This is a genomic window from Aquifex pyrophilus (genome assembly GCF_054656935.1).
In genome coordinates this window covers 66256-90112 of the sequence record NZ_BAAHXJ010000016.1, presented here as the reverse complement: position 1 = coordinate 90112, position 23857 = coordinate 66256, and the positions used below count along the sequence as shown (strand labels likewise).

The following is a 23857-nucleotide window of genomic DNA, read 5'->3' as shown; positions in this document are numbered from 1 at the left end:
TGGTGTGAATATAACGAATAAACCTTCCATCTTTTAACCCCTCAGCTCGTTTATTTCGCTCGTGCTTTCCGCCCTCTTTAGCCTAAATAGTGCTATGATTATACCAAGCCCCACGGCCGCTTCGGTTGCAGCAAGGGCGATTATGAAGAGGGCAAATATCTGCCCCTCCGCAAGACCAAGGTAATGGTCGGCCCCCACGAGAGCTATATTGACCGCATTCAGGGCAAGCTCAAGGCTCATCAAAACCGTTAAAAGGTTTCTCCTTGCAATGATACCTATAACTCCCAGGCCGAAAAGTATCATGCTCACCGTTAAGAAAGCCTCAAGCGGTATCGTCTTCATAGGTCTGCTTCTCCTTTCTGCCTATTAAAACCGCACCAATCATGCCTATCAAGAGAACTAAGGATACAACTTCAAAGGCAAGGAAATACTTGCTGAAAAGTATAGCACCTATTACCTCTGCATTTCCAAGCTTCTCAATAAACTTAGCTATCTCCCCCTCGGGGGAAGCCTTAACACCAAGGAGGAAAACAACAATCATCTCAAGGTATAAAAGGAGAACTATCGGGAGGGATATAAGTCCCTCAAATCTGTAGTGGCTTTCCCCTGTTTTTGCTTTCTGCCAGGGGACCGCACTTATAACGATGATGTAGAAAACCGCTATCGCAACGGCATATATCAGGAGCTGGAGAGCCCCAACAAGCTCAGCCCCGGCTGTGAAGAATATCCCCGCAACAGCTATAAGAGAAGAGAGAAGGGCAACCACAACGTAAACGGGATTTCTTAAGGTAACAATTCCTATCCCGGAAGCTATTGCAAGAACCGAAAAGAAAATGAATACCGCTAACTTCCCCATTAAACTCCCTCGGGTTTAGGTAATTTTACATTATTCTCGCCCCATAGCTTCATTCTTTGCTCGTCGTCTATCCATATCCTATCGGGCTCCCTTTCCCTTCTCATCTGCCAGTCCCTTCCTATCTGTTCAAGAATCTCAAGGGTAAGTATGGCGTCCTTTCTCGTGTAGCTTGCGTTTTCGTGTATGTCCGTCTGGTATAGGCAGTCAACGGGGCATGCGTCAACGCAGAAACCGCAATAGGTGCAGAGAAGCATATTCATATTAAAAACGCTTACGACCCTCTTTCCATTTGGTAGCTTTTTGCCTTCTATCTCAAAGAGCTGGGGAACGGGACATGCCCTTTTACACCTCAGGCATACGACACACCTGCTCTTTCCGTACTCAACCTGTATGTTATACCTGCTTACCCATTCCTGGAATGCGGGCTGGGGTTCGGTTCCGTCAACTACCTTATGGGCAAAGTATCCCCTGAAACGCTTGGGCGGTGTTAACTTCTCATAGGGGTAATGGGTGGTTATCGTTCTTCTGAAAGCGTTCTTTAATGTAATCCTGAGCCCTTTAAAGAAATCTATAAAGAAAATCCTCTCAATCCAAGAAAGTGGTTTTACCGCTACCTTCTTAATCATCGTCCTCACCTCCAAACGATGGGTGCAAGCACCGCAGTTATAACGATATTAAAGAGGGTGAGGGGTAACATGATTTTCCACGCATTCTGGGTTATCTGGTCTATACGGTATCTCGGTAGTGTCCAGTGAAGCCAGAGTATAAAGAGGAATAGTGCGGTCGTTTTTAGAATGAACCATACGAAGGGAGATAGGGGTCCGAGGAAGAATAGGGGGTCAACAAATCCCACAAAGGGAATGTTAATAGGAGACCATCCTCCGAAGAAGAGGACAACCGCTATAGCGGAAAGGGTGAGACCCTCTATATACCACTCAACGAGGGGGAAGAGTCCAAACTTCATTCCTCCGTATTCAACGGTGAAACCCGTAACAAGCTCCGCTTCCGCCTCCTGAACGTCAAAGGGAACCCTTCCCATCTCGGCAAGTGCGGCGAACATATAAACGACGAAGGCTATAGGCTGAACCCATATATACCATAGCTTTTGTTCTATCTGTTTCTGAACTATCTCGTATGTGGAGAGCGTTCCCGCCAGAATTATAGGCCCCATAACCGCAAAGGTTATGACAACCTCGTAAGAAACAAGAACCCCTGCCTTCCTCATGGAAGCGATGAGGGGATACTTGGAGTTTGATGCCCATCCTGCGAGTGCAACAGCGTAAACCGCCATTGAACCCAAGGCAAAAACGAGGAGAAGCCCCACGTTTACGTCCGAGAGTATGGGCTTCACCTTATACCCGAAAACCTCAAACTCTGGACCGAAGGGAACAACCGAGAAAACGAGTGTTGCGGGAACGAGGGCTAAGATAATAGCGAGGTGATAAAGGAACTTATCCCCGTGCCTCGGGAAGAGGTCCTCCTTCGTGAGGAGCTTAAGACCGTCCGCAAGGGGCTGGAGGAGTCCGTGCCATCCAACAACCATGGGTCCGGGTCTTCTCTGTATGTGAGCGGCTACCTTTCTCTCAACCCACGTGAGGAAAGCACCTATACCGAGGGCTATGAGGAGTATAACGACCATCTTTATAAGAGCGACAAGCAGGTCTACCCAGAAGCTATGCATAATCCCCTCCGAGTGCTTTAAAAGTTTACCAAAAATTAAGAGAGCTTCAAATAAGAAGAGCTATAAAGAAAGCTTATAAACCCTCTTCCCTCTTTGCCACCTCCAGCTGTCTCATAACCTCTTCCCTGCTCGTTCCCCCGTAAACCTTCTTTCTATCCGCTGAACGTTCGGGGGAGAGCATTTCGTAAATGTCCTTATCAAACTTCTCCGAGAAGCTCCTGAACTCCTCAAGGGTCATCTCCTCAAGCCTCTTTTCCTTCTCAAGGAGGTATGCGACTATGCTCCCCGCTATATGGTGGGCTGTCCTGAAGGGGACACCCTTCTCAACGAGGTAGTTCGCAACGTCCGTAATAAGAAGGAAGTTCCCGGAAGCCTCCCTCATTACGTGCTCCTTTATCCTCAGCCCTTCAAGAACAAGTGTCATACCCTTAATCATTCCCTTCAGGTTTTCTACGGAATCAAAGAGGGGTTCTTTATCCTCTTGCATATCCCTGTTGTAAGCCATCGGGAGGGCTTTCATAACGGTTAGGAGGGAGATGAGGTTTCCGTAAAGTCTTCCAGTCTTTCCCCTTATAAGCTCAAGAACGTCCGGGTTCTTCTTCTGGGGCATTATGGAACTTCCCGTGCAGAGCTTATCGGGAAGCTCTACGAAGTTAAACTCCTCCGTGTTCCAGATTATTAAATCCTCCGAAAGCCTTGAGAGATGCTGGCCTATGAGTGCGGAGATAAAGAGAAACTCCAGTATGAAGTTCCTTTCCGCAGTTGCGTAAACGGAGTTTCTCGTCAACCTGTTAAATCCAAGGTTTTCTGCGGTGAAGAATCTGTCAAGGGGGAAGTCAACACCTGCAACTGCTCCGCTCCCGAGGGGAAGCTCATCAACCCTTCTATATAGGTCAAGAAGTCTCTCATCGTCCTTGAGGAAAATCTCCCTGTAGGCGAGGAAGTAGTGGGCTACCCTTACTGGCTGTGCCCGCTGTAGGTGTGTGTAAGAGGGCATGATGAAATCAACCGTCTTTTCCGCAAGCTTAACGAGAACCCTTCTCAACTCCTTCAGGAGTTTCCTTATCTCCTTAATCTCCTCCTTCAGATATAATCTCTCGTCCGTTGCCACCTGGTCGTTTCTTGAGCGTGCGGTGTGGAGCTTCCTCCCTGTATCCCCGAGCCTTTTTATTAGCTCCGCTTCAATGTTCATATGAACGTCTTCAAGCTCCTTCTTCCACTCAAACGTTCCCTCCTCAATCTCCTTCTTTATCTTTATAAGCTCCTCTATTAGCTTTTTCTCTTCTTCTTTTGTGAGTATTCCCGCCTTTGTGAGTGTCTTTACGTGGGCTATATCCTGAATGATATCGTAAGGGGCGAGCTTTTTATCAAAGCTTACGCTCTGGGTGAACTCCTCAACGAACTTGTCCGTTTCTTCCTTAAACCTTCCGGACCAGGGTTTCTCCATAAGAAACATTCTAATAGGTGCGGAGTATATGCTTTACGAACTTGTCGTAAAGCCTGAGCTGAGTTAAGGGGGAGAGGCATTTTAAGGGAATTACCGCGACTTTGCCAAGTCCCCTTTTGTATAAACCGAGCTCGTAGGCGGCTGCAAAGGAAAGGTCTATTATCCTTCCCTTGACGTATGGTCCCCTGTCGTTTATACGAACGACGACAAACTTTCCGTTCTCAAAGTTGTAAACGAGGACATAGGTCCCGAGGGGAAGTGTCCTTGAGGCTGCGGTAAACTTGTAAAGGTCAAATATCTCACCGTTTGCGGTTCTCCTTCCGTGAAACTTAGGTCCATACCAGGATGCGTATCCTACCTCAACAGGGCAATTTTTTTTCACTTTAAGTTCTTTTAAGAACTCCTCATACATTTCCTCTTCCGAAAGGTAAAAACGAAAAACGTAAAAATCCCTTATCGGCGTGCTTGAGAAAAGAAAGCCGATAAGGGAAAGGATTAAGACCGCGACCATCTTACTCAAGGGGATACCAGTAAGGCCTTAAGTTCACTTCCCTTCCATCGGGAAGCTTTACAGGATTTTGGAGGAGCTTTTCTATGAGGTTTAGTTTCCCCTCAAGGGTTGATGTATCTACTCCGTAAACCTTTCCGAGTTCCTCAAGTTCCGGAGCACTTCCGACGGCTTTTGCTATCTCCCTTGCTATTACGTAAGCCTTTGTGTGTATGTCGGGATATAAATCCTTTATGTATGTGAGGACATCCGAGGAGTAAGCTATTACCCGCGGGTATCTTACCATTTTCTTCATCATCTCCTCAAGCTTTAGCTGGTCATAGGTTGATACCCCTTCTTCGGTCTTTATTCCAGCTATGAGCTTATTTCTGTCTTCGGTGAATTCCGCGTGATATATAACGTAGCTTTTGGGAACTTCTTCCCATCCGTGTTCAAGGGCAGTTGAGAGGAACGCTCCCATAGCCTCTCCTACGCTCTGGAATATACCGAGCTCTTTCTCAAACTCCTTTTCGGGTATTGAGTAAATGACGAGGTATTTATCGTCTCCTAGGGGCGTAACCTCAAATTCTCCCTTTAGCTCCTCCCAATTCTCTATAAGTTTATACCTATCGGGATAATGCTCTTTTAAAAACTCCCGAACCTTTTCCTTTGTAAGCTCTTCCTTTGACTCAACAAGCGTCTGTATCTCCATAACTTACACTCCTTATACCTTATAAAGTTTTTAAACATTCTACCAGACTGGTAATGTTCTGGAAATAGGCAAACTTGATTTTGTGATATAATATCAGTTAAAAGGCTTTTAGCCCTTTAAGGTTCCTTGGCAACAGAATAGAGCATGCGCATCGGGATATAAAGGTGCATTGATGCTTTGATGATACGCTTATTTCCGCTTTGATTAATGAAGAGAAAATGGGGCTGAAATTTTGAGCCTTTTCCCGCACTCCGAATTTCCGAAAATTATGTGGAGTTTCCTGAGTTCGGAAATTCCATAAATTATTCATAGAGCTTTATAATCTTTACAAAGGGGTGTGGAGTTCCTAATTAACCGTGTGGAGTTGAAAGAGTATGCTTAAGGAAGGGACTTGAAAGTAAGGCAAAAGGTTTATAAAATATTATTCTGGCTGGAGGCCCGGTAGCTCAGGTGGTAGAGCACCCGGCTGAAAACCGGGGTGTCGGCGGTTCGACTCCGCCCTGGGCCACCACCTAAACCTTCAAAAGTTCCTTCCCGAGAACCTTGTTTGCAAACTCATAAACAACGCTCTTCCAGTTAATTTTTCCCTCTTCAACGAGGTCAAGCTTTTCCTCCATAAGGGAGGTGAACTTATAGTCCATCAGGAGTGGAAATTTCTCCATAAGGAAATCAACAACCTGGGAGGCAATATCTGTCGGGTAAAGGGATTTATTTTTTATCTCAACGTATCCCCTTTCTTTAAGCGTTTTCACAATCACCGCGTAGGTTGAAGGTCTTCCTATTCCGAGCTTCTCAAGGGTCTTGACGAGCGTTCCCTCGGTATATCTGGGCGGGGGCTGGGTTTTCTTCTCCTCAAGGAATACCTTAACCAGTTTAAGAAGCTCTCCCTCCTCAAGCTCCGGAAGGGGTTCCTCCTTTATATCCGTCGGGTAAACTTTACTCCATCCGTCGTGAACTATTTTGAGCCCCTTAGCTATAAGGTGGACGGGGTGTTTCAGCTCGGGCGTAATCGCTTCTATCGTTGCTTTCTGCCTGAGGATTTCCATATCGCTGAAGAGGCTTGAGAGTGTCCTCCTGAATATGAGCTCGTAGAGTTTTCTGAGCTCCTCCCTTTCGGGGATTTCTTCAACTACCTTGGTAGGTCTTATACACTCGTGCGCTCCCTGAGCGGTTTTTTTCTCTCTGAACTTTCTGAGCCTTCCCACATACCTCTCCCCGAACCTCTCCCTTATGTATTCCATAAACTTTTTTGCTATCTCTTCGTTCATCCTGTAGCTGTCAGTTCTGGGATAGGTTATGTATCCCTTCTCGTAAAGCTCCTGGGCGAGTTTCTGGGTCCTTTCGGGAGCGTATCCCAGCTTTGCGTTTGCCTCCGCCTGGAGGTCGGAAGTTATGAAGGGTTTTGGTGGTGCCACATTCTCTTTTCTTTCCTCAGCTTTGTAAACGCTGAAAAATCCCTTCTCAAGCTTTTGGGCTATTATCTTAGCATCGGAGGGATTTTCATACCTGTAGTCGTAAACTGCTTTGAACCTTTTCCCGTCCTTCTCAAGTAAAACGTTAACGTAGTAATACTTTTTTACCTTAAAGCTCTGTATCTCCCTTTCCCTCTCAACGATTAGCCTCAGAGCGGGGGACTGAACCCTTCCCGCGGATAACCTGTAGTTTTTAAACTCCCTCCACAAAATCGGGGAGATGAGGTATCCTATTAGCCTGTCGAGTATCCTCCTCGCAAACTGGGCATAAACTAGGTTCATGTTTATGTCGCCTGCGTTTCTTATGCTTTCCTCAATAGCTTTTTTGGTAACCTCGTAAAAGACAGCTCTTTTTACGTTTTTGTTTGCCTTCTTAATGTCTTCCTTTACAAAGTAGGCTATGGCTTCCCCTTCCCTGTCGGGGTCGGTTGCTATGTAAACAATTTCTGCCTTTTTAGCGAGCTTTTTTAAGCTCTCAATAAGTTTTTTTTTACCCCTTCTGTAAACGTATTTTGCCTTTAAGGTTTTAAGGTCAACGCCGAGTTCCCTTTCGGGAAGGTCCTTTATGTGTCCGAGGGTTGCCTTTACTACGAATTCCCTCCCCAAGAATTTTTGAATGGTTTTTGCCTTCGTGGGGGACTCAACTATGAAGAGTTTCATAAAAAGAATAGTTTAAAGAAAAGGAAAGGGGTCAGGGAGCGACCCAGTTTCCTTTTTCTATGAGCTCCTCCGCGGGAACCTTTTCTTGAACTTTTTGGGAAATCTTGTAGGAGCAGAACTCGGGTCCGCACATTGAACAGAACTTTGCAGTCTTATAACCTTCTTGGGGAAGGGTTTCGTCGTGGTACGCCCTTGCTGTTTCGGGGTCCATTGCGAGCTCAAACTGTCTGTTCCAGTCAAAGTTATACCTTGCTATGGACATCTCAAGATCCCAGTCTCTCGCTCCGGGCCAATGCTTGGCTATGTCCGCTGCGTGGGCGGCAATCTTGTAGGCTATAACACCCTGCTTTACATCCTCAACGTTGGGAAGTCCGAGGTGTTCCTTGGGTGTTATGTAACAAAGCATTGCAGCTCCTGCCCATCCCGCAAGAGCTCCGCCTATGGCACTTCCTATATGGTCGTATCCCGGTGCCACATCAAGAACCAAGGGTCCCAGGACGTAGAAGGGTGCCTCGTGACACCACTCTTGTTGTATCTTCATGTTGAACTCAACCTGGTGAAGGGGAACGTGTCCAGGTCCCTCAACCATAGCCTGAACATCGTGCTTCCAGGCTTTCTCAACGAGCTCACCGAGAACCTTAAGCTCCGCAAGCTGTGCGTCGTCCGTTGCGTCCTCTATACAACCAGGCCTGAGAGCGTCTCCGAGGGAGAAAGATACGTCATACTTCTTGAATATCTCGCATATCTTATCAAAGTGTTCGTAAAGGGGGTTTTGCTTTCCGTGTTCAGCCATCCACTGGGCGAGGATAGCTCCTCCCCTTGAAACTATTCCCATTACCCTGTGTTGAACGAGGGGGAGGTGCTCCTTGAGTATTCCCGCGTGTATCGTCATGTAGGATACGCCCTGTCTTGCCTGTTCTTCTATAACGTCAAGTATGAGGTCAACGGTGAGTTCTTTAACGTTTCCCTTGGCTATCTTCCAGGCCTCGTATATGGGAACCGTTCCGACGGGAACGGTGCTCACGTTTATTATCGCTTCACGGGTTTCCTTAATAGCTTCACCCGTGGAGAGGTCCATTATGGTATCCGCTCCGTACTTTATAGCCACCTTCGCCTTTTCAACCTCTGTGGGTATGTCTGAGGCGAGTCCCGAGTTTCCTATGTTTGCGTTCACCTTGACCCTTGAGTTAATACCTATGCACATGGGCTCAAGGTGTAGGTGGTTTATGTTTGCGGGGATTATCATCCTTCCCCTTGCCACTTCCTGCCTTACGAACTCTGGATGGAGCCCTTCTCTCTTTGCCACGTATTCCATCTCTTCGGTGATAATTCCCTGACGGGCGAGGTGCATCTGGGTTTTATTCTTAAATCTTTTTCTTTTCTCAACCCATTCAGCTCTCAGCATACTCTACCTCCTTGAAAGAAAGGTTTTACTCTTAAAGTTAATAATCGCAAAGATATTTATCAACATGATATTCTTCAGCTTAAGATAAATAGGTATGCAACTGGAGTTTGAGAAAGAGCTTTGGGAGATAAAAGAGAAGAAGGATAAACTCCTAGGTCTTTACAGACTCGGAAAGGAGGAGGTGTTATCCGAGATAAAGGAGCTGAGAAGGAAGTTCAGGGAGAAGGCAAGGAAGTTATATAAAAACCTCTCCCCCTGGGACAGAGTAACGATAGCGAGGCATCCCAGAAGGCCTCACACGAGCGATTACATAAGATTTTTGATAAAGGATTTTAAAGAAATTCACGGGGATAACTGCTTCGGTGAGGATAAGGCGGTTATTGCGGGTTTCGGATACTTCGGGAACACGCCCGTTGCGGTAGTTGGACACGAGAAGGGAAAGGATACAAAGGAGAAAATAGAGCGAAACTTCGGTATGCCTCATCCCGAGGGATACAGGAAGGCTATAAAGCTCTTCAAGCTTGCCGAGAGGTTCGGCATCCCAGTAATAACTTTCATAGACACCCCGGGAGCCTTCCCCGGGATAGGAGCGGAGGAGAGGGGGCAGAGCAGAGCCATAGCGGAGAGTATGTATACCATGGCGTTTCTGAAGGTTCCGAGCGTTGCGGTTGTTATAGGTGAGGGGGGAAGCGGGGGAGCCCTCGCTTTCGGTGTTGCGAACAGGGTTTGTATGCTTGAGAATGCTTACTATTCGGTAATCTCCCCAGAGGGATGTGCCGCAATACTCTGGAAGGACCAAAAAAAAGTAAAAGATGCGGCAAAAGCCCTGAAGCTAACAGCTAAGGACCTTAAGGAGCTCGGCGTGATAGATTGCGTGATTCCCGAGCCCTTCGGTGCGGCCCACTGGTCCCCGAGGGCAACCGCTATGATGCTGGGAATGTATTTAAAAAGCTGTTTGAAAGAGCTTTGCGGAAAAAGCCCCGATGAGCTCGTGAAGGAGAGAATGGAGAAGTTCAGAAAGATGGGAGTTTTCAAGAGTTCCGATTGAGGCACTCGGGACAAATCCCGTATATGTTAACGGAGTAGCCCTCGGTTTTAAATCCCTTTAGATTTTCGGGAATGTTAAGATTCTGGTCAAGCTCTATATCCTCTATCTTTCCGCATATTTCGCATATAAGGTGGTGGTGTTCGCTCACATTTGCATCATACCTTGCAGAGTTCCCCCAGAAGCAAACCTTTTTTGCGAGTCCTATCTTCTCAAGGGTTTCAAGGGTTCTGTATACCGTTGCAAGGGAAACGTAAGGGTACTTTTCTTTTACCTTCTCGTATATCTCCTCAACGGTCGGATGGTTTTCTGACTTTAAAAGAACCTCATAAACCGCTATACGCTGAGGTGTTATCTTTAAACCTATCTCCTTGCACCTGTTCACAAAGTTGTTGAGCTTTTCCTCAAGCATGAGGAATAAAGTTAAACTGATAAGCAAAACTTTTCAATAACTTTTATCAATTATAATAAACCTCCATGGAGTTTTGGAAGCTTCAGGGTTCGGGAAACGACTTCGTGGTAATAGACGACAGGGATAACAAGGTTGAGGACTTCCTGAAGAAAAGGGGATTATCAAAAGAGGAATTTGTAAAGAGGGTCTGTGCCTTTCATACGGGTGTGGGAGCGGATGGATTAATCCTTATAAAGAACCCCGATAATCCCGAAAACGACTTTAAGTGGGAGTTTTTTAACTCGGATGGTTCGGTTGCTGAGATGTGCGGGAACGGCTCAAGGTGTGCTGTGAGATTTGCATACGAGAGGGGAATTGCTGGAAAGAACGTTAAGTTTGAGACCCTTGCAGGCGTGATTAAGGCGGAAGTTCTTGACAAAAAGGTTGTAAAGGTTCAGCTAACACCACCCACGAAGCTGGAAGAGAAAACGTTAAAAATAAAGGAAGGAGAGATAAGGGGATTTTTCATAAACACTGGAGTTCCCCACTTCGTCGTTCCCGTTGAGAACCTTGAAAGAGTAAACGTTATAAAGCTTGGAAGGGAGCTGAGGTTTCACGAGGAGTTCCAGCCCAAGGGAACAAACGTTAACTTCATACAGCCCGTTTCCGAGGATACGATAAAGATAAGGACTTACGAGAGGGGCGTTGAGAGCGAAACCCTTGCCTGCGGGACCGGTGCGACAGCTTCCGCAATAGTCTCATACCTGAACGGGCTCGTAAAGAAAAAACCTGTAAGAGTCATAACGAGGAGCAGAGAGGAGCTAATTATAGACTTTTCAGAAGACCTTAAAGAGGTTTATCTAACGGGCTCTGTTTACAAGACCTTTGAGGGAGTGCTTTCCGAGGAGATTTTTGAGTATTAAGAGGGCTATACCTATGGTTATTGAGGCGTCCGCAACGTTAAAGGCGGGCCAGTAGTAATCGCCTATGTGAAGGTGAATGAAGTCCCTCACCTGCCCCAGGAAGACCCTGTCGTACAGGTTTCCGAGCGCTCCTCCCGCTATTAGCCCCATACACAAAGCTGTGAACTTATTTCCCTCAAAGAGCGTATAAAAAAGGGTTATGAAGAGGGCCACAAGGGGGATAATAACAAGGATTGGAATCCTTAAGAAGTCTGGAAGGTCGGAAAAAAGACCGAAGGCAACTCCCTTGTTGTGAATGAGGTAAAGCTTCAGGAAGGGAAGGGGGTCATAAGGAAAGGTAAAAAACTTTTCCGCGAGCTCCTTCGTCGCTATGTCAAGGACGAATACCCCAAAGGCAACTATAAAGTAGAGTCTAAGAACTTCGTTAATCCCTTTTCCCATAACTCCTTTAACTCCTCAAGGTTCTCGTTAAGGGCTTCCTCACCGTTGTAAACGAGTTTTATCTTCCTTTCCTCGCTCGTTCTCCCAAGGTAGAGCCAGTTTAGACCCTTTGATTCAACGAGATCCTTGAGCTCTTCCGCTTTTTCGCTCTCAACACAGACGACTACCCTGGTTGGGTTTTCTGAGAAGAGAAACTTATCAATTCTCTCCTCGGAGTATATATCAAGCTCAAGACCGAATGGAGAATTGAAGACCATCTCAAGGAGCGTTATAAGAATACCTCCCGTTGATACGTCGTGAACCGCCACGGGAATTCTCCTTCTGTTTATCTCAAAAAGAAGCTCTATAAGCTTTTTTTCCTTCTCTAAATCCACTTTAGGAACGTCTCCCTTTATAAGACCGTGTACCACCTTCAGAAACTCGCTTCCCCCGAGAGAAAGAAGCTCCTCAAGATTTCCTATAAGGTATAGCTCCCCTTCTTTCTCTATCACGCTCGGCGTGTATTCTTCCGCATTCTCAAGGACTCCGACACCCACGACTATGGGAGTTGGGAATACGTTCCTTATCCCTTCCTTCTCAACGGTTTCGTTGTAAAGGGATACGTTTCCGCTGACGACTGGAACGTTGAACTTTTCACAGGCTTCAGCCATTCCCTCAACCGCTTTCACGAACTGCCACATTATCTCGGGTCTTTCGGGATTCCCGAAGTTCAGGCAGTCGGTTATAGCGAGGGGCTTTGCACCGACGCATGCGAGATTTCTACATACCTCCGCGACAACAAACTTTCCGCCTTCGTAGGGGTTCAGGAAGACCATTCTCCCGTTTCCTTCAGAAGATATGGCTATTCCCTTATCCGTTTTTACCTCGGGTCTTACTACCCACTTCAGCCTGAGAACCGACGCATCGTGCCCCGGGATTAATAGGGTATTCGTTCCCACCTGGTAATCGTACTGGGTAAATACCCACTCCTTTGAGGCTACGTTTGGTGAGGAAAGGAGCTTAAAGAGGCTCTCCCTTAAATCCTTCTGGGGAAGTTCCTCCTCGTTCAACTTTCTCGTTTCCTTCAGGTATTCGGGTTCCTTTACGGGTCTGTCGTAAACGGGAGCCTCATCAATGATTAGGGCGACGGGAAGCTCCGCGACTATCTCGTTTTTATAAAAGGCTCTTAGCTTTCCGTCTCCCGTAATTCTTCCGACAACTTCGCCTTCAAGATGCCATTTTTTCGCTATCCTTTTTAGTTCTTGAACTTTATCCTCCTCCGCAACGAGGAGCATCCTCTCCTGACTCTCGGAAAGAAGTATCTCGTAGGGGGTCATTCCCTTCTCTCTCAGGGGAACCCTTTCAAGGTATAGCTCAACACCCTTTTCCGATTTTGATGCTATCTCCGAAGCTGAACCGGCGAGCCCAGCGGCCCCGAGGTCCTGCATGCCCACTATTAAGTCCTTCTCAACAATCTCCATTATTGCCTCTATAAGCTTTTTACCGAAGTAGGGGTCTCCAATCTGGACGTTGGGTCTTTTTTCCTCAACGTCTTCCCCGAACTCACCCGAAGCCATAACCGCGCCGTGTATGCCGTCCCTGCCCGTTGAAGAGCCTATAAGGAACAGAATCTGTCCCTCTCTTGTTGCCCTCGCCCTGTACATCTTCCCCGCGGGCATAATACCGAGACAGAAGGCGTTAACGAGGGGATTCGTCTTGTATGAGGGTTCAAAAAAGGTCTCTCCCGAAACCGTAGGAACGCCTATGCAGTTTCCGTAAAAGCTTATTCCCTTTACCACACCCCTGACGAGCTTCCTCGTCTCGTGGTAATCAAGCTCCCCGAACCTGAGGCTGTCTGCAAGGGCTATCGGTCTTGCCCCCATTGAGAGAACGTCCCTTATTATCCCGCCCACACCCGTGGCAGCACCGTGAAAGGGCTCAATGTAGGAAGGGTGATTGTGGCTCTCAACCTTAAAAGCCACCCAGACCTTATCGTCAATCTCAACTACGCCAGCGTTTTCTCCCGGCCCCTGAATAACCCAGGGGGCTTCTGTGGGAAACTTCTTTAAGTGCTTCTTGCTTGACTTGTAAGAACAATGCTCCGACCAAAGGGCACCGAGAATGCCAAGCTCCACATGGTTGGGCTTCCTTCCTAACTTCTCAAGGATTTTTTTATACTCTTCCTCCGTCAGTCCGTAGGATTCCCAGAACCTCTCCATTTTAGAGTTTTTATTTTAAAATTTATTAACCTTAGGAGGTTAAGGAATGCCGACGTTTAACCAGCTCGTCAAATACGGAAGGGAAAAACGCAAGAAAAAGTCCAAAGCCCCTGCCCTTCAGGGCTGTCCCCAAAAGAGAGGCGTATGCGTTAGAGTCTACACAGTCACTCCCAAAAAGCCTAACTCCGCACTCAGAAAAGTAGCAAGAGTTAGACTATCAAACGGAATTGAGGTTACCGCTTACATCCCCGGAGAAGGACACAACCTCCAGGAACACTCAATAGTTCTCGTAAGAGGAGGAAGAGTCAAGGACCTCCCCGGTGTCAGATACAAGATTATCAGAGGAGCCCTTGACGCCGCAGGAGTTGAAGGAAGAAGGCAATCGAGGTCAAAATACGGAACGAAGAGACCTAAAGAGGAGAAAGGAGGTTAAGAGATGCCGAGAAAAGGCCCCGTTCCTCCAAGAGAAATACCGCCCGACCCTAAGTATGGGGACGTTCTTGTTCAGAAGCTGATAAACAAGGTTATGAAGGACGGGAAGAAGAGCGTAGCAGAGTGGATAGTTTACACGGCCCTTGAAGAAGCTGCGAAAGAGGTTAATATGCATCCTGTAGAGCTGTTGCACAAGGTGATAGAGAAGCTGAAGCCCGAGTGGGAGGTAAGGCCGAGGAGAGTGGGAGGAGCGACGTATCAGGTACCGATAGAGGTACCCGAGAGGAGGCAGATAAGTTTAGCGATAAAGTGGCTAGTAGAGGCGGCGAGGGAGAGGCCGAGGGGAAGAGGGCAATATACGATGATAGAGAGGTTGAAGGCGGAGTTATTGGATGCGTTGAATGAGAAGGGGGGAGCATACAGGAAAAAGGAAGAGACTCACAGGATGGCTCAGGCAAATATGGTCTTCTCCCACTTCAGGTGGTAGCCTCTTGCAAATTTCTTTCAATTGATATAAATTAAATAACTGCACAAGGGGGCGAAAGGATTCGACGGGGACAGGCGGTCCCCGAGGAGCAGGCCGGGTGGCTCCCGTAACAGCCACCGAAACACTTCCCGAAGCTGAACTCGCTCTCGCTGCCTAATTAACAGGCAGCGCGTCCCCGGAAGGTTTGCGGGTGGCCTTCCGGAGGGCGTCAGAGACACCCGCTCGGGCTGACCGGTTGCACGGGGCCGGTTAGCCGACATCTCTCCCGTGCTACCTTCGGGGAGCTTGCCCGTGGGCGACCCGAAGGGAAACCCTAAACACGGGCTAAGCCTGTAGAGCCTCGGATGTGGCCGCCGTCCTCGGACGCGGGTTCGATTCCCGCCGCCTCCACCAAATAAAAAAGGCATTCATTTTTCAGAATACATCTTTCACATAAGGGCCTTTTCCTGCACATCTCTTTTGCGTGGACGTCTATAAGTGCATGAAACTCTTTATAAAGCTCAAGTTTCTTGGGTAAGTTCCTTTCAAAAAGAGCCTTAATCTCTTCGTAAGAGCCCTCAACATTCCGGAGCCTTTTTAAAAGTCTTTTTGTGTATGCATCAACCACAAAGGTTAACCTGTCCGTCGCATAAAGAAGTATTGCGTCTGCTGTCTCCCTCCCTATTCCCTTTAGCTTGAGTAGTTCACTCCTTGAAGCCTTTGAAAGCTCATCTATACTTTTAAATCTTTTTACGAAATTCTTGAGGTATTCAGCCTTTCTCTTGTAAAATCCCGCGGGTTTTATCAAATTTTCTAATTTTTCCTTTTCAATTTTCCTAATTCCTTCAAAGGATAATAATTTTTCCCTTTTTAAGTTCTCAAGGGCTTTCTCAACGTTCTTCCAAGCGGTGTTCTGTGTGAGGATTGCTCCTATTACCACTTCTTCCCTTGGGTCGGAGCCTTGTCTTTTGTGGTATTCGTAATCAACGGGCCACCAGTTCTGCTTTCCGTATTTCTTCAGGAATTTTTCGTAAAGACTTAAAAGATTTACCTCACCACTTCCAGACATCCGAAGCCCTGGTGTCTCCTGAAACCGAGCCCGTATCTGTATATCTCGTTAAGGACGAAAGGGTCCCCCTCAAGAATAAAGCTTCCTTGATAGGCTACTATCTTTATAACCTTTTCCTCTTCGCTGTTTCCAACGAGATGTTTTACAACAGCTTTCTTTCCCTTCTCGTTCTTAAAGGAAAGCTCGGGAAGTCCGTTGAATACGTGTCTTAAAGAAAACCTGAGCTCCTTTGTGAACACGTCGTTGTCAAAAACGATAAATGTATCCCCGTCCGATTTTAGCTCTTCTGGAAGAACCGGGTGTTTATCCTTGGTAACAACAACTATCGGTGATAGAGTTCTGAACCTGCATTTACTTTCGGATAAAGGTTCTTCCTCTATCATCTGGGTTTTTAATATCCTCATTGAGCCGTTTATGTATTTCCCTGAGAATGTCTTAACCCTCTTAACGCCGTTGTAAAACCTCACAAAGAAGTCGGGACTTCCCGAGGAAACAGTGAGTATGGCCTTCCCGTTGTTGTATAGCTTCTCGCCGTTTACCTTTATATCCCCGAAAAAGACGCAGAAGGTAAAGGGCTTAAATCCCCCTTTTCTGAATATCTTCTCGCAGTAATCTGCATCTTCTTCCTCAAGGACGTTCTTTATGAAGGAAAGAAAGGAACGCCTGTAATAGATGGACATCTCCTTAGGAACTTCCAAAAAAACCTTCACTCTCATAATCAGCCCCTTCCCTTCTTTTTATTATCGGTCTTTAAGAGAACATCCTTTATAAGATAATTTTGAGCTATGTTAAGTATGTTGTTCAAGGTCCAGTAAAGGACAAGTCCCGCGGGGAAGTTTATAAACAGAAGGGTAAAGGCGATGGCGGTTATATATCCGACCATAGCCTGCTTGGGGTCGGGAGAGGGAGTTAACTTCTGCTGGAGTATCATCGTGGCACCCATGAGGACGGGAAGTATGTAGAAGGGGTCCTTATCCGCAAGGCTTGGAATCCAGAGGAAACTGCTTACCTTCAGGTCAACCGTTATTATAAGAACCTTGTAAAGGGCGAAGAATACGGGAATCTGGAGGAGAAGGGGAAGACATCCAGACATCGGGTTAAAGCCCGTTTCCGCGTAAAGCTTCATCATCTCTTCCTGCATCTTTACGGGGTCGTCCTTATACTTCTGCTTTATCTTCTCTATCTTGGGGGCAAGCTCCTGGAGTTTCATCATTGAGACAGTGCTCTTATAACCGAGGGGAAAGAGGAAAATCCTGACTATGAATGTGAGAACAACTATCGCGATAACCCAGCTTCCCGTGTGCTCGTATATCCAGTAGAGGAATATAAAGAGGGGCTTTACGATAAGCTTTAACGTTCCCCAGTCAAGGGTATCCTCAAGCCCCAGCTCCCTAAGCCTTGCGTAATCCTTTGCCCCTATGTAAACTTCCTTCGGTGAATCGTAAAGGAAAAGCGAAAAAGCGGTATAGCCTTCCTTATACTTAACCCTGTAAACGAGGTGTTTAGCGTGTTCTTTCACCCCTTTGAAGAAATACCTGCTCTCTTCTCCTCCGAAGAGGATATTTCCAGAAAACTCGTTAACACCTTTTAGCTCGTCTATATCGTATCTAACAACCTCTCCGTTTATCTTAAAGACGGGTCCAATGTGGGTGTAAAAAGCCTCATCGTCGGGAGGACTTCCCACAAAAACCCAGAAGGGTTTGTTTATACCTTCAAGCCTTAGCTCAATAGCTCCGTTTTTATAGGTAAGAATTTTTTTGAAGGATAGATTTTTATGGATTATCTCAACTTTGTTTTCTTTGGTTACAATATCGTATTCGCCGAAGTTCAGTTCCCTGTCAAGCTCCGTATCGCCCGTGAATACCTCAAGGGGGAATATCTTGTAGGTTCTCTCAACCTCGGATATTAAGTTAAAGCTGTATTTTTTATCAATAAATCTTAAGATTTTTCCTCCTTTCTTTGAGATTTCAAGGGAGTAATTCCCGAGTTCTACGTTTACACTTTCCTTGTACTCCTGCTTTTCCCTGAAAGTTCCCAGCATAAGCTGGGGAAGGTTTACATTCTTTACCTCAACCTTTTCCTTTTTTTCTTCTTTTTTTAGAGGTTTTTGTTGAGGCTTAAAGTAGTATGTATAAAATAACTCGTAACCGAGTATGAAAATAAACATCAAAAGGGTGAATATTAGAAATCTCTTCCAGAACTGGGAATCGTTGTCCATCATGGATAATCCACTCCTCCCTTAAAAAGGGGATTGCACCTCAGGATACGCAAAAATGCCTTAATGCTTCCCTTAAGAACGCCATACTTCTCAACCGCAAGAACCGCATACTCCGAACAGGTAGGGTAATACCTGCAGGAGGGGGGATATAAAGGAGATATAAACCTTTGCCAGAACCTAAGAATCAGTATAAAAGCCTTTTTCATACTTAAGGTGCGAGTCTCTTCCTTCCCTTTCTCCTTCTCCTCGCTATTATCTTCCTTCCCGACTTTGTTCTCATTCTTGCAAGGAAACCGCTCTTTCTCTTCTTCTTCTTGATAGATATATGCGGTTTTAATCCTTCCGTTACCATATCTCTCTCCTCCTATAAATAAAGGAAAAAGGGAGAGGGCTTAAACAACGAAGAGAAGTATAAACGCTATGAGCAATCCGTAAAGGGCAATCGTTTCAATGAATGCGAGACCTATGAACATAAGGGTTTGGAGCCTACCGCCTGCGTTAGGATTTCTCGCAACACCTTCCTGAGTTCCCCTAACTGCGTGACCCATACCTACACCGGCTCCGAGTCCCGCAAGCCCTATTGCGAGACCTGCACCGAGGTATAAAAGCCCCTTCTCTATTGACGCTTCTCCTTCAGCCGCCATCGCAAGTGCGGGCATCATAGCGGTTAAGAGTGCGAGAAACTTCTTCATCGCCTACCTCCTTCAAGTTATTTGATTATAAGTGAAGCCGTATTAAGGTCGTCTATTATCTTACACAAGTAAGCGGAAGGGTAACAAGCCCACATAATTAACTGGTATTCCTTCCCCTCAACGAACCTTTTAACCTCCTCGTGAAGGGGGCCAACCTTATAACTAACGCTCGGAAGTCCCTCCGACGCATACTTTTCCCAGTTCTCCTTGAGTTTCCTTTCAACCCTTCTCACAGCCTCGTTCTTTACATCGGGAGGGACGGGCATGCCAAATGTAGTGCTTCCCCTCTCAAGGTGGTAGAGGTCCTCAAGGACAACGAGTATCTCAAGCTCCGCATTCAGCTTCTGAGTAAAGTCAACAGCAAAGCGGAGAGCCCTCTCGCAGTCCGAAAAGGTATCCGTGAAAACGAGCAGTGCCTTCATCTTAATGCTCCTCGTGTGCTACAGCTCCGGCGATGTAAACAACCGAAAGAATCATAAAGATGTAAGTCTGTATAAAGATGGCGAGAAACTTTATAGCTATTACGAATATGAGAACCAGCGGGGAAACAACCAGAGTAAAGGGATTTTTTATAACGAGGCTTGCAAGGGTTATGAGAAGGAGTGCTCCCGCCTTCATGTTTGCGAACAACCTGAGGGAGAGCGTAATGGGTCTCGCAATGTGGGAGATTATCTCAACTATGAAGAAGAAGGGAGCCATTAACGGAATGGGTCCCGTAAAGTGCTTAAGGTATGCGAGTCCGTTTTCCCTAAATCCCTCAAAGTGGTAATAGAAGAAAACGAGGAGTGCTATGGCAAGGTTCGTGTTTATATTTGCGGTCGGGGATTCAAATCCGGGAACCATACCCAGTATATTTCCGAAGAAGACGAAAACTCCTATCGTGGCAATCAACGGGACGTATTTCAAACCTTTTTCACCCACGTTTTCAAGAAGCATATTCCTGACGAATCTTATATAACCTTCAAGAAGAGCCTGATATTTTGTAGGTTTAAGGGAAGGTTTTCCTCCTTTCAGTATCACAAATAGGGCTATTGCTATACTTATAAGTCCGTAAACTACGTGTGAGTACTCCATTTTCTTACCCCGTTTGCTTGATGGCTTAGAAGATTATAACATAAAATCCATGCTCGCAAAGAGAATAATTCCCTGTCTTGATGTTGATAAAGGTAGAGTAGTAAAGGGCGTGAAGTTCTTAAACCTAAGAGATGCGGGAGACCCTGTAGAGGTTGCAAAAAGGTATGAGGAGGAGGGGGCTGATGAGCTCGTCTTTCTGGATATAACCGCTTCCGCCGAAGGGAGAAACATAATGCTTGAGGTTGTGAAAAGGGTTGCGGAAACCGTTTTTATGCCCTTTACCGTGGGAGGAGGTATAAAGAGTCTTGAGGACATGAGGAAGCTCCTTGAGTCCGGAGCGGATAAGGTCTCAATAAACACAGCAGCCGTTAAGAACCCCCAGCTCATATACGAGGGGGCAAAGAGGTTCGGTTCCCAGTGTATAGTTGTTGCGATAGACGCAAAGAGGAAGGGAAACTCCTGGGAGGTTTACATACACGGGGGGAGAACTCCGACGGGCATTGATGCGGTTGAGTGGGCAAAGAAAGTAGAAAGCCTCGGAGCCGGGGAGATACTCCTTACATCAATGGATAGAGACGGAACCAAGGACGGATACGATATAGAGCTAAATAAAGCGATATCCGAAGCTGTTAACATTCCCGTAATAGCCTCGGGTGGAGCAGGAAAATTGGAGCATTTTTACGAAGTTTTTAAAGAAACAAAAGTTGAGGCTGCTCTTGCAGCTTCCGTTTTCCACTTCAGGGAGATATCTATTCCTGAGCTGAAGGATTACCTCGCAAAAAGGGGAATAGTCGTTCGCCCTATTTCTTGAGGAGGCAATTCATTTTTTCCCTTCCCAACAGCTTTTCAGCTATGTATAAAGCCCTTCTTTTTGCAACTTCTTCATTTTTCTTAGGATTTCTCGTTTTTCCGTCCGCCATACCTATTATCTCAACTCTTTCTAACTTATTTAGCTCCGAGAGAACGTTAATTAAATCCCTTAAATTTTTAATGTTCATATCTTCAGTTTCAGTCCTTCCGTACTGAAAGACAAATGAGTAAACTATCTTTATAACTTTTTCCATATTTATATTTTTTTCTTTCTTAAGTTTACCAAAAGGTTTCCCTATATTTCCCCTATGTTTTATACTTACCTTCAATTTTTCCGTAGGATTTAAGGGAGGCATAGGAAACTCAATCCTATCATTCGAAATAAAAAATGGATAGGCGGTAAAAACTTCCTTTACAGAAGGTTTATTATTCTTTATTTTTTCTACTTTTGCGAATTCCTCAACATACGCGTTTTTAAATGGAATTACAAGCAACCAATCTTCCCTTAAAGGCTTTTTTACCTCTATATATATACGCGCATTATTCCCCTTCTGTTTCATATTTATTAAGAGCCCCTCTATGCTTTTGCCCAATTCCGTGTATTTAAGGGGGATATAGAGTATTACATCAGTTCTCCTGAAGGATTTTCCTATCTCACTCCATACCTTTTGTTTTATATCAACCTCGTAATTAATTCCGCAGAACTCCCCCGAAAATGTAAGTTTTAAAAGGAGTATCAGAATTATAACGACCATTTTAGTTTATTATAGTGAACTCCTCGGAAAGTATTTTCAGACTTTCCCCTTCCTTCACGATATACATACGTTTTATTCCCCTGTCCGAGTAAGTGTCGGAATTATACTCTTGGAGAAATTCAACGAGGTAATATCTGGGCCTTCTGTCTCCTATCTTTGAGAAAGCTAAAACCGTCAGGTTAGATATTTTTACCCGTATGAACTTTTTTGTGAGAATTGTTCTCCTTTTATAGCTCTTCCACTCCTTTAATCCTCCCCCTTTCCATCTAAAGTTTTTTGAGTAAAATGATATAAACTTATCGTAATCCTTTTTTTCCCACGACCTTTTCCAGTTCCTCAGGAAGGCCTCAACGTCTTCAAGCTCAAGCTTTTCCGGTATTACTTTATATATCCCTATTAACGTATTTTTGAGGTTTATCTTAGGGATTATATCCTCCTTTAATACATTCGTTTCCGCTACAACACATCCCCTCGTGCTGAATGGGAGCTTATTTCTGTCCTCTTCGTTGCTCCCGTGAAGCCATATACCGCTCCCCGTCTTTCCAAGAAGCCTGTCGTAAGGGTTCGGGTAGTTCAGGGCAACCGCTATCCCCCCATATATATCCGATAAAAACCTCGGGTCTATAAACTCCGTGAAGTAATATAGTCCCTCGGGCGTTCTCCCGTCACCTTCTCTTTCTTTATCCCCAATATTTCTTCCAGTCGTTACGGGATACATATCCACGAGCTTGTTCCCCTTGAATACAAAAAGGTATTGACTCATCTTCTCAACGAGAAAGATGTAATGGTTCTCGGGATTTTTTACGATAACAGGCGGTTTATTCTCAAATCTTTTTTTAAGAATTTCCCCAATTTCCTTTCTGTAAAACTCCCTATTTTCAACCTCTCTTATCAGGAAATTGAATCGGTAATAAGAGGGATTATATCCGGGATTCAGCTTTATGGACCTGAGGTAGTACTTTATGGCTTCCTCCTTTTTTCCCTCCTTTTCCAGCATTAAACCTTTTGTGTAGAAATAGATATAGGGTTCCACACCAAGATTTAACGTTTCAAAGTAGGCTTTAAGAACCTTTAACTCAAGTTTATTTATCTTTCCTTCCGAGAACTTTTCAAAAAGAGCTTTCAGGTTTCCCCTTTCAAGCTCAAGGGAGGCAAAGGCAAGGGAGATGAGGAGAAGGAGTATCATTCTTCTTTTTCTTCTTTTCTCCTTATTACTTTAACCTTATCTTCCGCTATGTCTTCTATTGCGGCAAAGGTTTTCTTTAAGTTCTCCTCTCCCCTTGTTACGAAAAAGTCCTCCCCTTCTTGTAGGAGCTGGAGGGTTCTCTTCACCGCCGCGTGAACGAGTTCATACCTTGACTCAACCTTCTTCAGAGCTTCTTCTATCTTAGGTCTCCTTGACATAGCACTTACCTCCTCTGAGAAGATTTACCACCTCTTGGTTCAGATGAAGTTTATCAAGATTATTAAGTATACTTTCCCTTGAAACCCTGTGAGAAACTATTATGGATTTCACCTTCTCAACCGCGGAGGTGAGAAAGTCGTTAACGACTATGTAATCAAAGTATCTTGCACAGGGGATTTCCTCCCTTGCGGTCTTCAGCCTCCTTTCAAGGTTATCGTCCTTATAACCCCTTGACTCTATTCTCCTTTTTAGTTCCTCAAGTGACGGAGGGAGGAGAAATATGGTTATAGTGTCGGGCCTCAGTTCCTTTACCTTAAAAGCCCCCTGGACGTCTATGACGAGAAGGGCATCCTTCCCCTCCTCAAGAATTCTCTCTATGTCCTTTTTTGGGGTCCCGTAGTAGTTTCCGTAAACGTTTGCATACTCAAGGAAAAAGTCCTCCTCTATCTTCTTTTCAAACTCCTCTTTAGTTATGAATACGTAATCAACTCCGTTTTTCTCGTAGGGTCTCGGTTTTCTCGTTGTGTAGGTTATTACCTTTTCCAGGTTATCAAGCTCGCTTAGGAGCTTTTCCGCTACCGTTGTTTTTCCCGTTCCGGAGGGAGCGGATATAACGAAGAGCTTTCCCATCCTATCAAATTATAAAATCTATACTATGGGAAGGGTGCTCATAATTTACGACACGAGAACGGGAAACACCGAGAAGATGGCGAAGCTCGTTGCGGAGGGAGCCCGTTCGGTAGAGGGAACGGAGGTTAGACTGAAGCACGTTGACGAGGCTACAAAGGAGGACGTTCTCTGGGCGGACGGCATAGCGGTAGGCTCTCCCACAAATATGGGTCTTGCTTCCTGGAAGATAAAACGCTTCTTTGACGACGTTATCGGAGACCTTTGGGGAGAGATAGACGGAAAAATAGGTTGCGCCTTTTCTTCTTCCGGAGGATGGGGAGGGGGCAACGAGATAGCCTGCATGTCCATACTAACGATGCTTATGAACTTCGGTTTTCTCGTTTTCGGCGTTACGGACTACGTCGGGAAGAAGTTCACCTTACACTACGGAGCTGTTGTTGCCGGAGAGCCGAGAAGCGAGGAGGAAAAGGAAGCCTGCAGGAGGCTCGGAAGGAGGCTTGCGGAGTTCGTAGCCATATACTTTGACGGGAAGAAGGAACTCCTTGATAGGGTGAGAAAATCTCCCGATAAATTCGTAGATTAATTATT

At 45.7% G+C, this 23857-nt stretch carries 29 protein-coding genes, 1 tRNA gene, 1 other RNA gene and 1 pseudogene; 8 read left to right on the top strand and 24 right to left on the bottom strand.

The window, feature by feature from the left end:
• Positions 1–33: 33 nt before the first annotated feature.
• The 7 genes from nuoK to ACYQZ0_RS09165 form a co-directional block, all read right to left on the bottom strand.
• Positions 34–342, bottom strand: coding sequence for an NADH-quinone oxidoreductase subunit NuoK (nuoK, locus tag ACYQZ0_RS09195; protein WP_459776295.1), 309 nt, complete (start codon positions 340–342; stop codon positions 34–36).
• Positions 323–856, bottom strand: coding sequence for an NADH-quinone oxidoreductase subunit J family protein (locus ACYQZ0_RS09190; RefSeq protein WP_459776294.1), 534 nt, complete (start codon positions 854–856; stop codon positions 323–325). The genes nuoK and ACYQZ0_RS09190 overlap by 20 nt, the downstream gene beginning before the upstream one ends.
• Positions 856–1482: a NuoI/complex I 23 kDa subunit family protein gene (locus ACYQZ0_RS09185; protein ID WP_459776293.1), complete on the bottom strand. Its 627-nt coding sequence runs from the start codon at positions 1480–1482 to the stop codon at positions 856–858. The genes ACYQZ0_RS09190 and ACYQZ0_RS09185 overlap by 1 nt, the downstream gene beginning before the upstream one ends.
• Before the next feature lie 5 nt (positions 1483–1487).
• Positions 1488–2537, bottom strand: a complete 1050-nt coding sequence (nuoH, locus tag ACYQZ0_RS09180) for an NADH-quinone oxidoreductase subunit NuoH (RefSeq protein ID WP_459776292.1) — start codon at positions 2535–2537, stop codon at positions 1488–1490.
• Positions 2538–2610: 73 nt separating this feature from the next.
• The gene (gene argH, locus ACYQZ0_RS09175) at positions 2611–3984 is read right to left on the bottom strand and encodes an argininosuccinate lyase (protein WP_459776291.1); all 1374 of its coding nucleotides are present in this window, start codon (positions 3982–3984) and stop codon (positions 2611–2613) included.
• A gap of 10 nt (positions 3985–3994) precedes the next feature.
• Positions 3995–4495, bottom strand: a complete 501-nt coding sequence (locus ACYQZ0_RS09170; RefSeq protein ID WP_459776290.1) for a septal ring lytic transglycosylase RlpA family protein — start codon at positions 4493–4495, stop codon at positions 3995–3997.
• Between the two features lies 1 nt (position 4496).
• Positions 4497–5183 (bottom strand): hypothetical protein, encoded by a 687-nt coding sequence (locus ACYQZ0_RS09165; RefSeq protein ID WP_459776289.1) that lies wholly within the window; start codon positions 5181–5183, stop codon positions 4497–4499.
• 435 nt (positions 5184–5618) lie between these two features.
• Between ACYQZ0_RS09165 and ACYQZ0_RS09160 the strand changes: the two genes are divergently transcribed.
• Positions 5619–5694 (top strand) — tRNA-Phe (locus ACYQZ0_RS09160).
• 1 nt (position 5695) lies between these two features.
• On the opposite strand, the gene topA is transcribed toward ACYQZ0_RS09160, so the two are convergent.
• Both topA and thiC read right to left on the bottom strand, forming a co-directional pair.
• Positions 5696–7315, bottom strand: a complete 1620-nt coding sequence (topA, locus tag ACYQZ0_RS09155; protein ID WP_459776288.1) for a type I DNA topoisomerase — start codon at positions 7313–7315, stop codon at positions 5696–5698.
• 31 nt (positions 7316–7346) lie between these two features.
• Complete coding sequence (gene thiC / locus ACYQZ0_RS09150; RefSeq protein WP_459776287.1) at positions 7347–8720, bottom strand: phosphomethylpyrimidine synthase ThiC; 1374 nt, start codon at positions 8718–8720, stop codon at positions 7347–7349.
• Positions 8721–8814: 94 nt separating this feature from the next.
• On the opposite strand from thiC, the gene ACYQZ0_RS09145 reads away from it, so the two are divergent.
• The gene (locus ACYQZ0_RS09145; RefSeq protein WP_459776286.1) at positions 8815–9768 is read left to right on the top strand and encodes an acetyl-CoA carboxylase carboxyltransferase subunit alpha; all 954 of its coding nucleotides are present in this window, start codon (positions 8815–8817) and stop codon (positions 9766–9768) included.
• Here the strand turns inward: ACYQZ0_RS09145 and ACYQZ0_RS09140 are convergent.
• On the bottom strand, positions 9752–10204 hold the full coding sequence (locus tag ACYQZ0_RS09140; protein ID WP_459776285.1) for a Fur family transcriptional regulator: 453 nt from the start codon (positions 10202–10204) through the stop codon (positions 9752–9754). The genes ACYQZ0_RS09145 and ACYQZ0_RS09140 overlap by 17 nt on opposite strands.
• Positions 10205–10242: 38 nt before the next feature.
• Here ACYQZ0_RS09140 and dapF point away from each other — a divergent pair, with 38 nt between their 5' ends.
• Positions 10243–11079 (top strand): diaminopimelate epimerase, encoded by an 837-nt coding sequence (gene dapF / locus ACYQZ0_RS09135; RefSeq protein WP_459776284.1) that lies wholly within the window; start codon positions 10243–10245, stop codon positions 11077–11079.
• Here the strand turns inward: dapF and lspA are convergent.
• Both lspA and purL read right to left on the bottom strand, forming a co-directional pair.
• Positions 11017–11520, bottom strand: a complete 504-nt coding sequence (gene lspA, locus ACYQZ0_RS09130; RefSeq protein WP_459776283.1) for a signal peptidase II — start codon at positions 11518–11520, stop codon at positions 11017–11019. The two genes, dapF and lspA, sit on opposite strands and share 63 nt — an antisense overlap.
• Complete coding sequence (gene purL / locus ACYQZ0_RS09125) at positions 11478–13718, bottom strand: phosphoribosylformylglycinamidine synthase subunit PurL (protein WP_459776282.1); 2241 nt, start codon at positions 13716–13718, stop codon at positions 11478–11480. Before purL ends, lspA begins: the two co-directional genes overlap by 43 nt.
• A 46-nt stretch (positions 13719–13764) precedes the next feature.
• Between purL and rpsL the strand changes: the two genes are divergently transcribed.
• From rpsL to ssrA, 3 genes are all read left to right on the top strand, one after another.
• The gene (gene rpsL / locus ACYQZ0_RS09120; RefSeq protein ID WP_010880443.1) at positions 13765–14151 is read left to right on the top strand and encodes a 30S ribosomal protein S12; all 387 of its coding nucleotides are present in this window, start codon (positions 13765–13767) and stop codon (positions 14149–14151) included.
• 3 nt (positions 14152–14154) lie between these two features.
• The gene (gene rpsG, locus ACYQZ0_RS09115; protein WP_459776137.1) at positions 14155–14637 is read left to right on the top strand and encodes a 30S ribosomal protein S7; all 483 of its coding nucleotides are present in this window, start codon (positions 14155–14157) and stop codon (positions 14635–14637) included.
• A gap of 47 nt (positions 14638–14684) precedes the next feature.
• Positions 14685–15030, top strand: a transfer-messenger RNA (tmRNA) gene (gene ssrA / locus ACYQZ0_RS09110).
• 130 nt (positions 15031–15160) lie between these two features.
• On the opposite strand, the pseudogene ACYQZ0_RS09105 reads toward ssrA, so the two are convergent.
• The 8 genes and pseudogenes from ACYQZ0_RS09105 to atpB all read right to left on the bottom strand — a co-directional run.
• Positions 15161–15685, bottom strand: a pseudogene (locus tag ACYQZ0_RS09105) (helix-hairpin-helix domain-containing protein); the annotation flags it as partial.
• Positions 15664–16401, bottom strand: a complete 738-nt coding sequence (gene cas6, locus ACYQZ0_RS09100; protein WP_459776281.1) for a CRISPR-associated endoribonuclease Cas6 — start codon at positions 16399–16401, stop codon at positions 15664–15666. The pseudogene ACYQZ0_RS09105 and the gene cas6, both read right to left, overlap by 22 nt.
• Positions 16402–16403: 2 nt before the next feature.
• Positions 16404–17906, bottom strand: a complete 1503-nt coding sequence (yidC, locus tag ACYQZ0_RS09095) for a membrane protein insertase YidC (protein WP_459776280.1) — start codon at positions 17904–17906, stop codon at positions 16404–16406.
• Complete coding sequence (yidD, locus tag ACYQZ0_RS09090) at positions 17903–18109, bottom strand: membrane protein insertion efficiency factor YidD (RefSeq protein ID WP_459776279.1); 207 nt, start codon at positions 18107–18109, stop codon at positions 17903–17905. Before yidD ends, yidC begins: the two co-directional genes overlap by 4 nt.
• A gap of 2 nt (positions 18110–18111) precedes the next feature.
• Positions 18112–18255 (bottom strand): 50S ribosomal protein L34, encoded by a 144-nt coding sequence (gene rpmH, locus ACYQZ0_RS09085; protein WP_010880061.1) that lies wholly within the window; start codon positions 18253–18255, stop codon positions 18112–18114.
• 40 nt (positions 18256–18295) lie between these two features.
• Positions 18296–18595, bottom strand: coding sequence for an ATP synthase F0 subunit C (gene atpE, locus ACYQZ0_RS09080; protein ID WP_459776278.1), 300 nt, complete (start codon positions 18593–18595; stop codon positions 18296–18298).
• Between the two features lie 17 nt (positions 18596–18612).
• A complete protein-coding gene (locus tag ACYQZ0_RS09075; protein ID WP_459776277.1) occupies positions 18613–19017 on the bottom strand; it encodes a universal stress protein in 405 nt (134 codons plus the stop codon).
• Position 19018: 1 nt separating this feature from the next.
• Positions 19019–19669: a F0F1 ATP synthase subunit A gene (atpB, locus tag ACYQZ0_RS09070; protein ID WP_459776276.1), complete on the bottom strand. Its 651-nt coding sequence runs from the start codon at positions 19667–19669 to the stop codon at positions 19019–19021.
• A gap of 49 nt (positions 19670–19718) precedes the next feature.
• On the opposite strand from atpB, the gene hisF reads away from it, so the two are divergent.
• Positions 19719–20480, top strand: a complete 762-nt coding sequence (hisF, locus tag ACYQZ0_RS09065) for an imidazole glycerol phosphate synthase subunit HisF (RefSeq protein ID WP_459776275.1) — start codon at positions 19719–19721, stop codon at positions 20478–20480.
• Here the strand turns inward: hisF and ACYQZ0_RS09060 are convergent.
• From ACYQZ0_RS09060 to gmk, 4 genes are read right to left on the bottom strand one after another with little or no spacing between them, the layout of a single operon-like run.
• A complete protein-coding gene (locus ACYQZ0_RS09060; RefSeq protein ID WP_459776274.1) occupies positions 20470–21234 on the bottom strand; it encodes a hypothetical protein in 765 nt (254 codons plus the stop codon). The genes hisF and ACYQZ0_RS09060 overlap by 11 nt on opposite strands.
• A 1-nt stretch (position 21235) precedes the next feature.
• Positions 21236–22420 (bottom strand): L,D-transpeptidase Cds6 family protein, encoded by a 1185-nt coding sequence (locus tag ACYQZ0_RS09055; protein WP_459776273.1) that lies wholly within the window; start codon positions 22418–22420, stop codon positions 21236–21238.
• Positions 22417–22638, bottom strand: coding sequence for a DNA-directed RNA polymerase subunit omega (gene rpoZ / locus ACYQZ0_RS09050; RefSeq protein WP_459776272.1), 222 nt, complete (start codon positions 22636–22638; stop codon positions 22417–22419). The genes ACYQZ0_RS09055 and rpoZ overlap by 4 nt, the downstream gene beginning before the upstream one ends.
• Entirely contained in the window at positions 22622–23269 is a 648-nt protein-coding gene (gene gmk, locus ACYQZ0_RS09045; RefSeq protein ID WP_459776271.1) for a guanylate kinase, read from the bottom strand. The genes rpoZ and gmk overlap by 17 nt, the downstream gene beginning before the upstream one ends.
• A gap of 25 nt (positions 23270–23294) precedes the next feature.
• Between gmk and ACYQZ0_RS09040 the strand changes: the two genes are divergently transcribed.
• Complete coding sequence (locus tag ACYQZ0_RS09040) at positions 23295–23852, top strand: flavodoxin family protein (protein ID WP_459776270.1); 558 nt, start codon at positions 23295–23297, stop codon at positions 23850–23852.
• Positions 23853–23857: the final 5 nt, after the last annotated feature.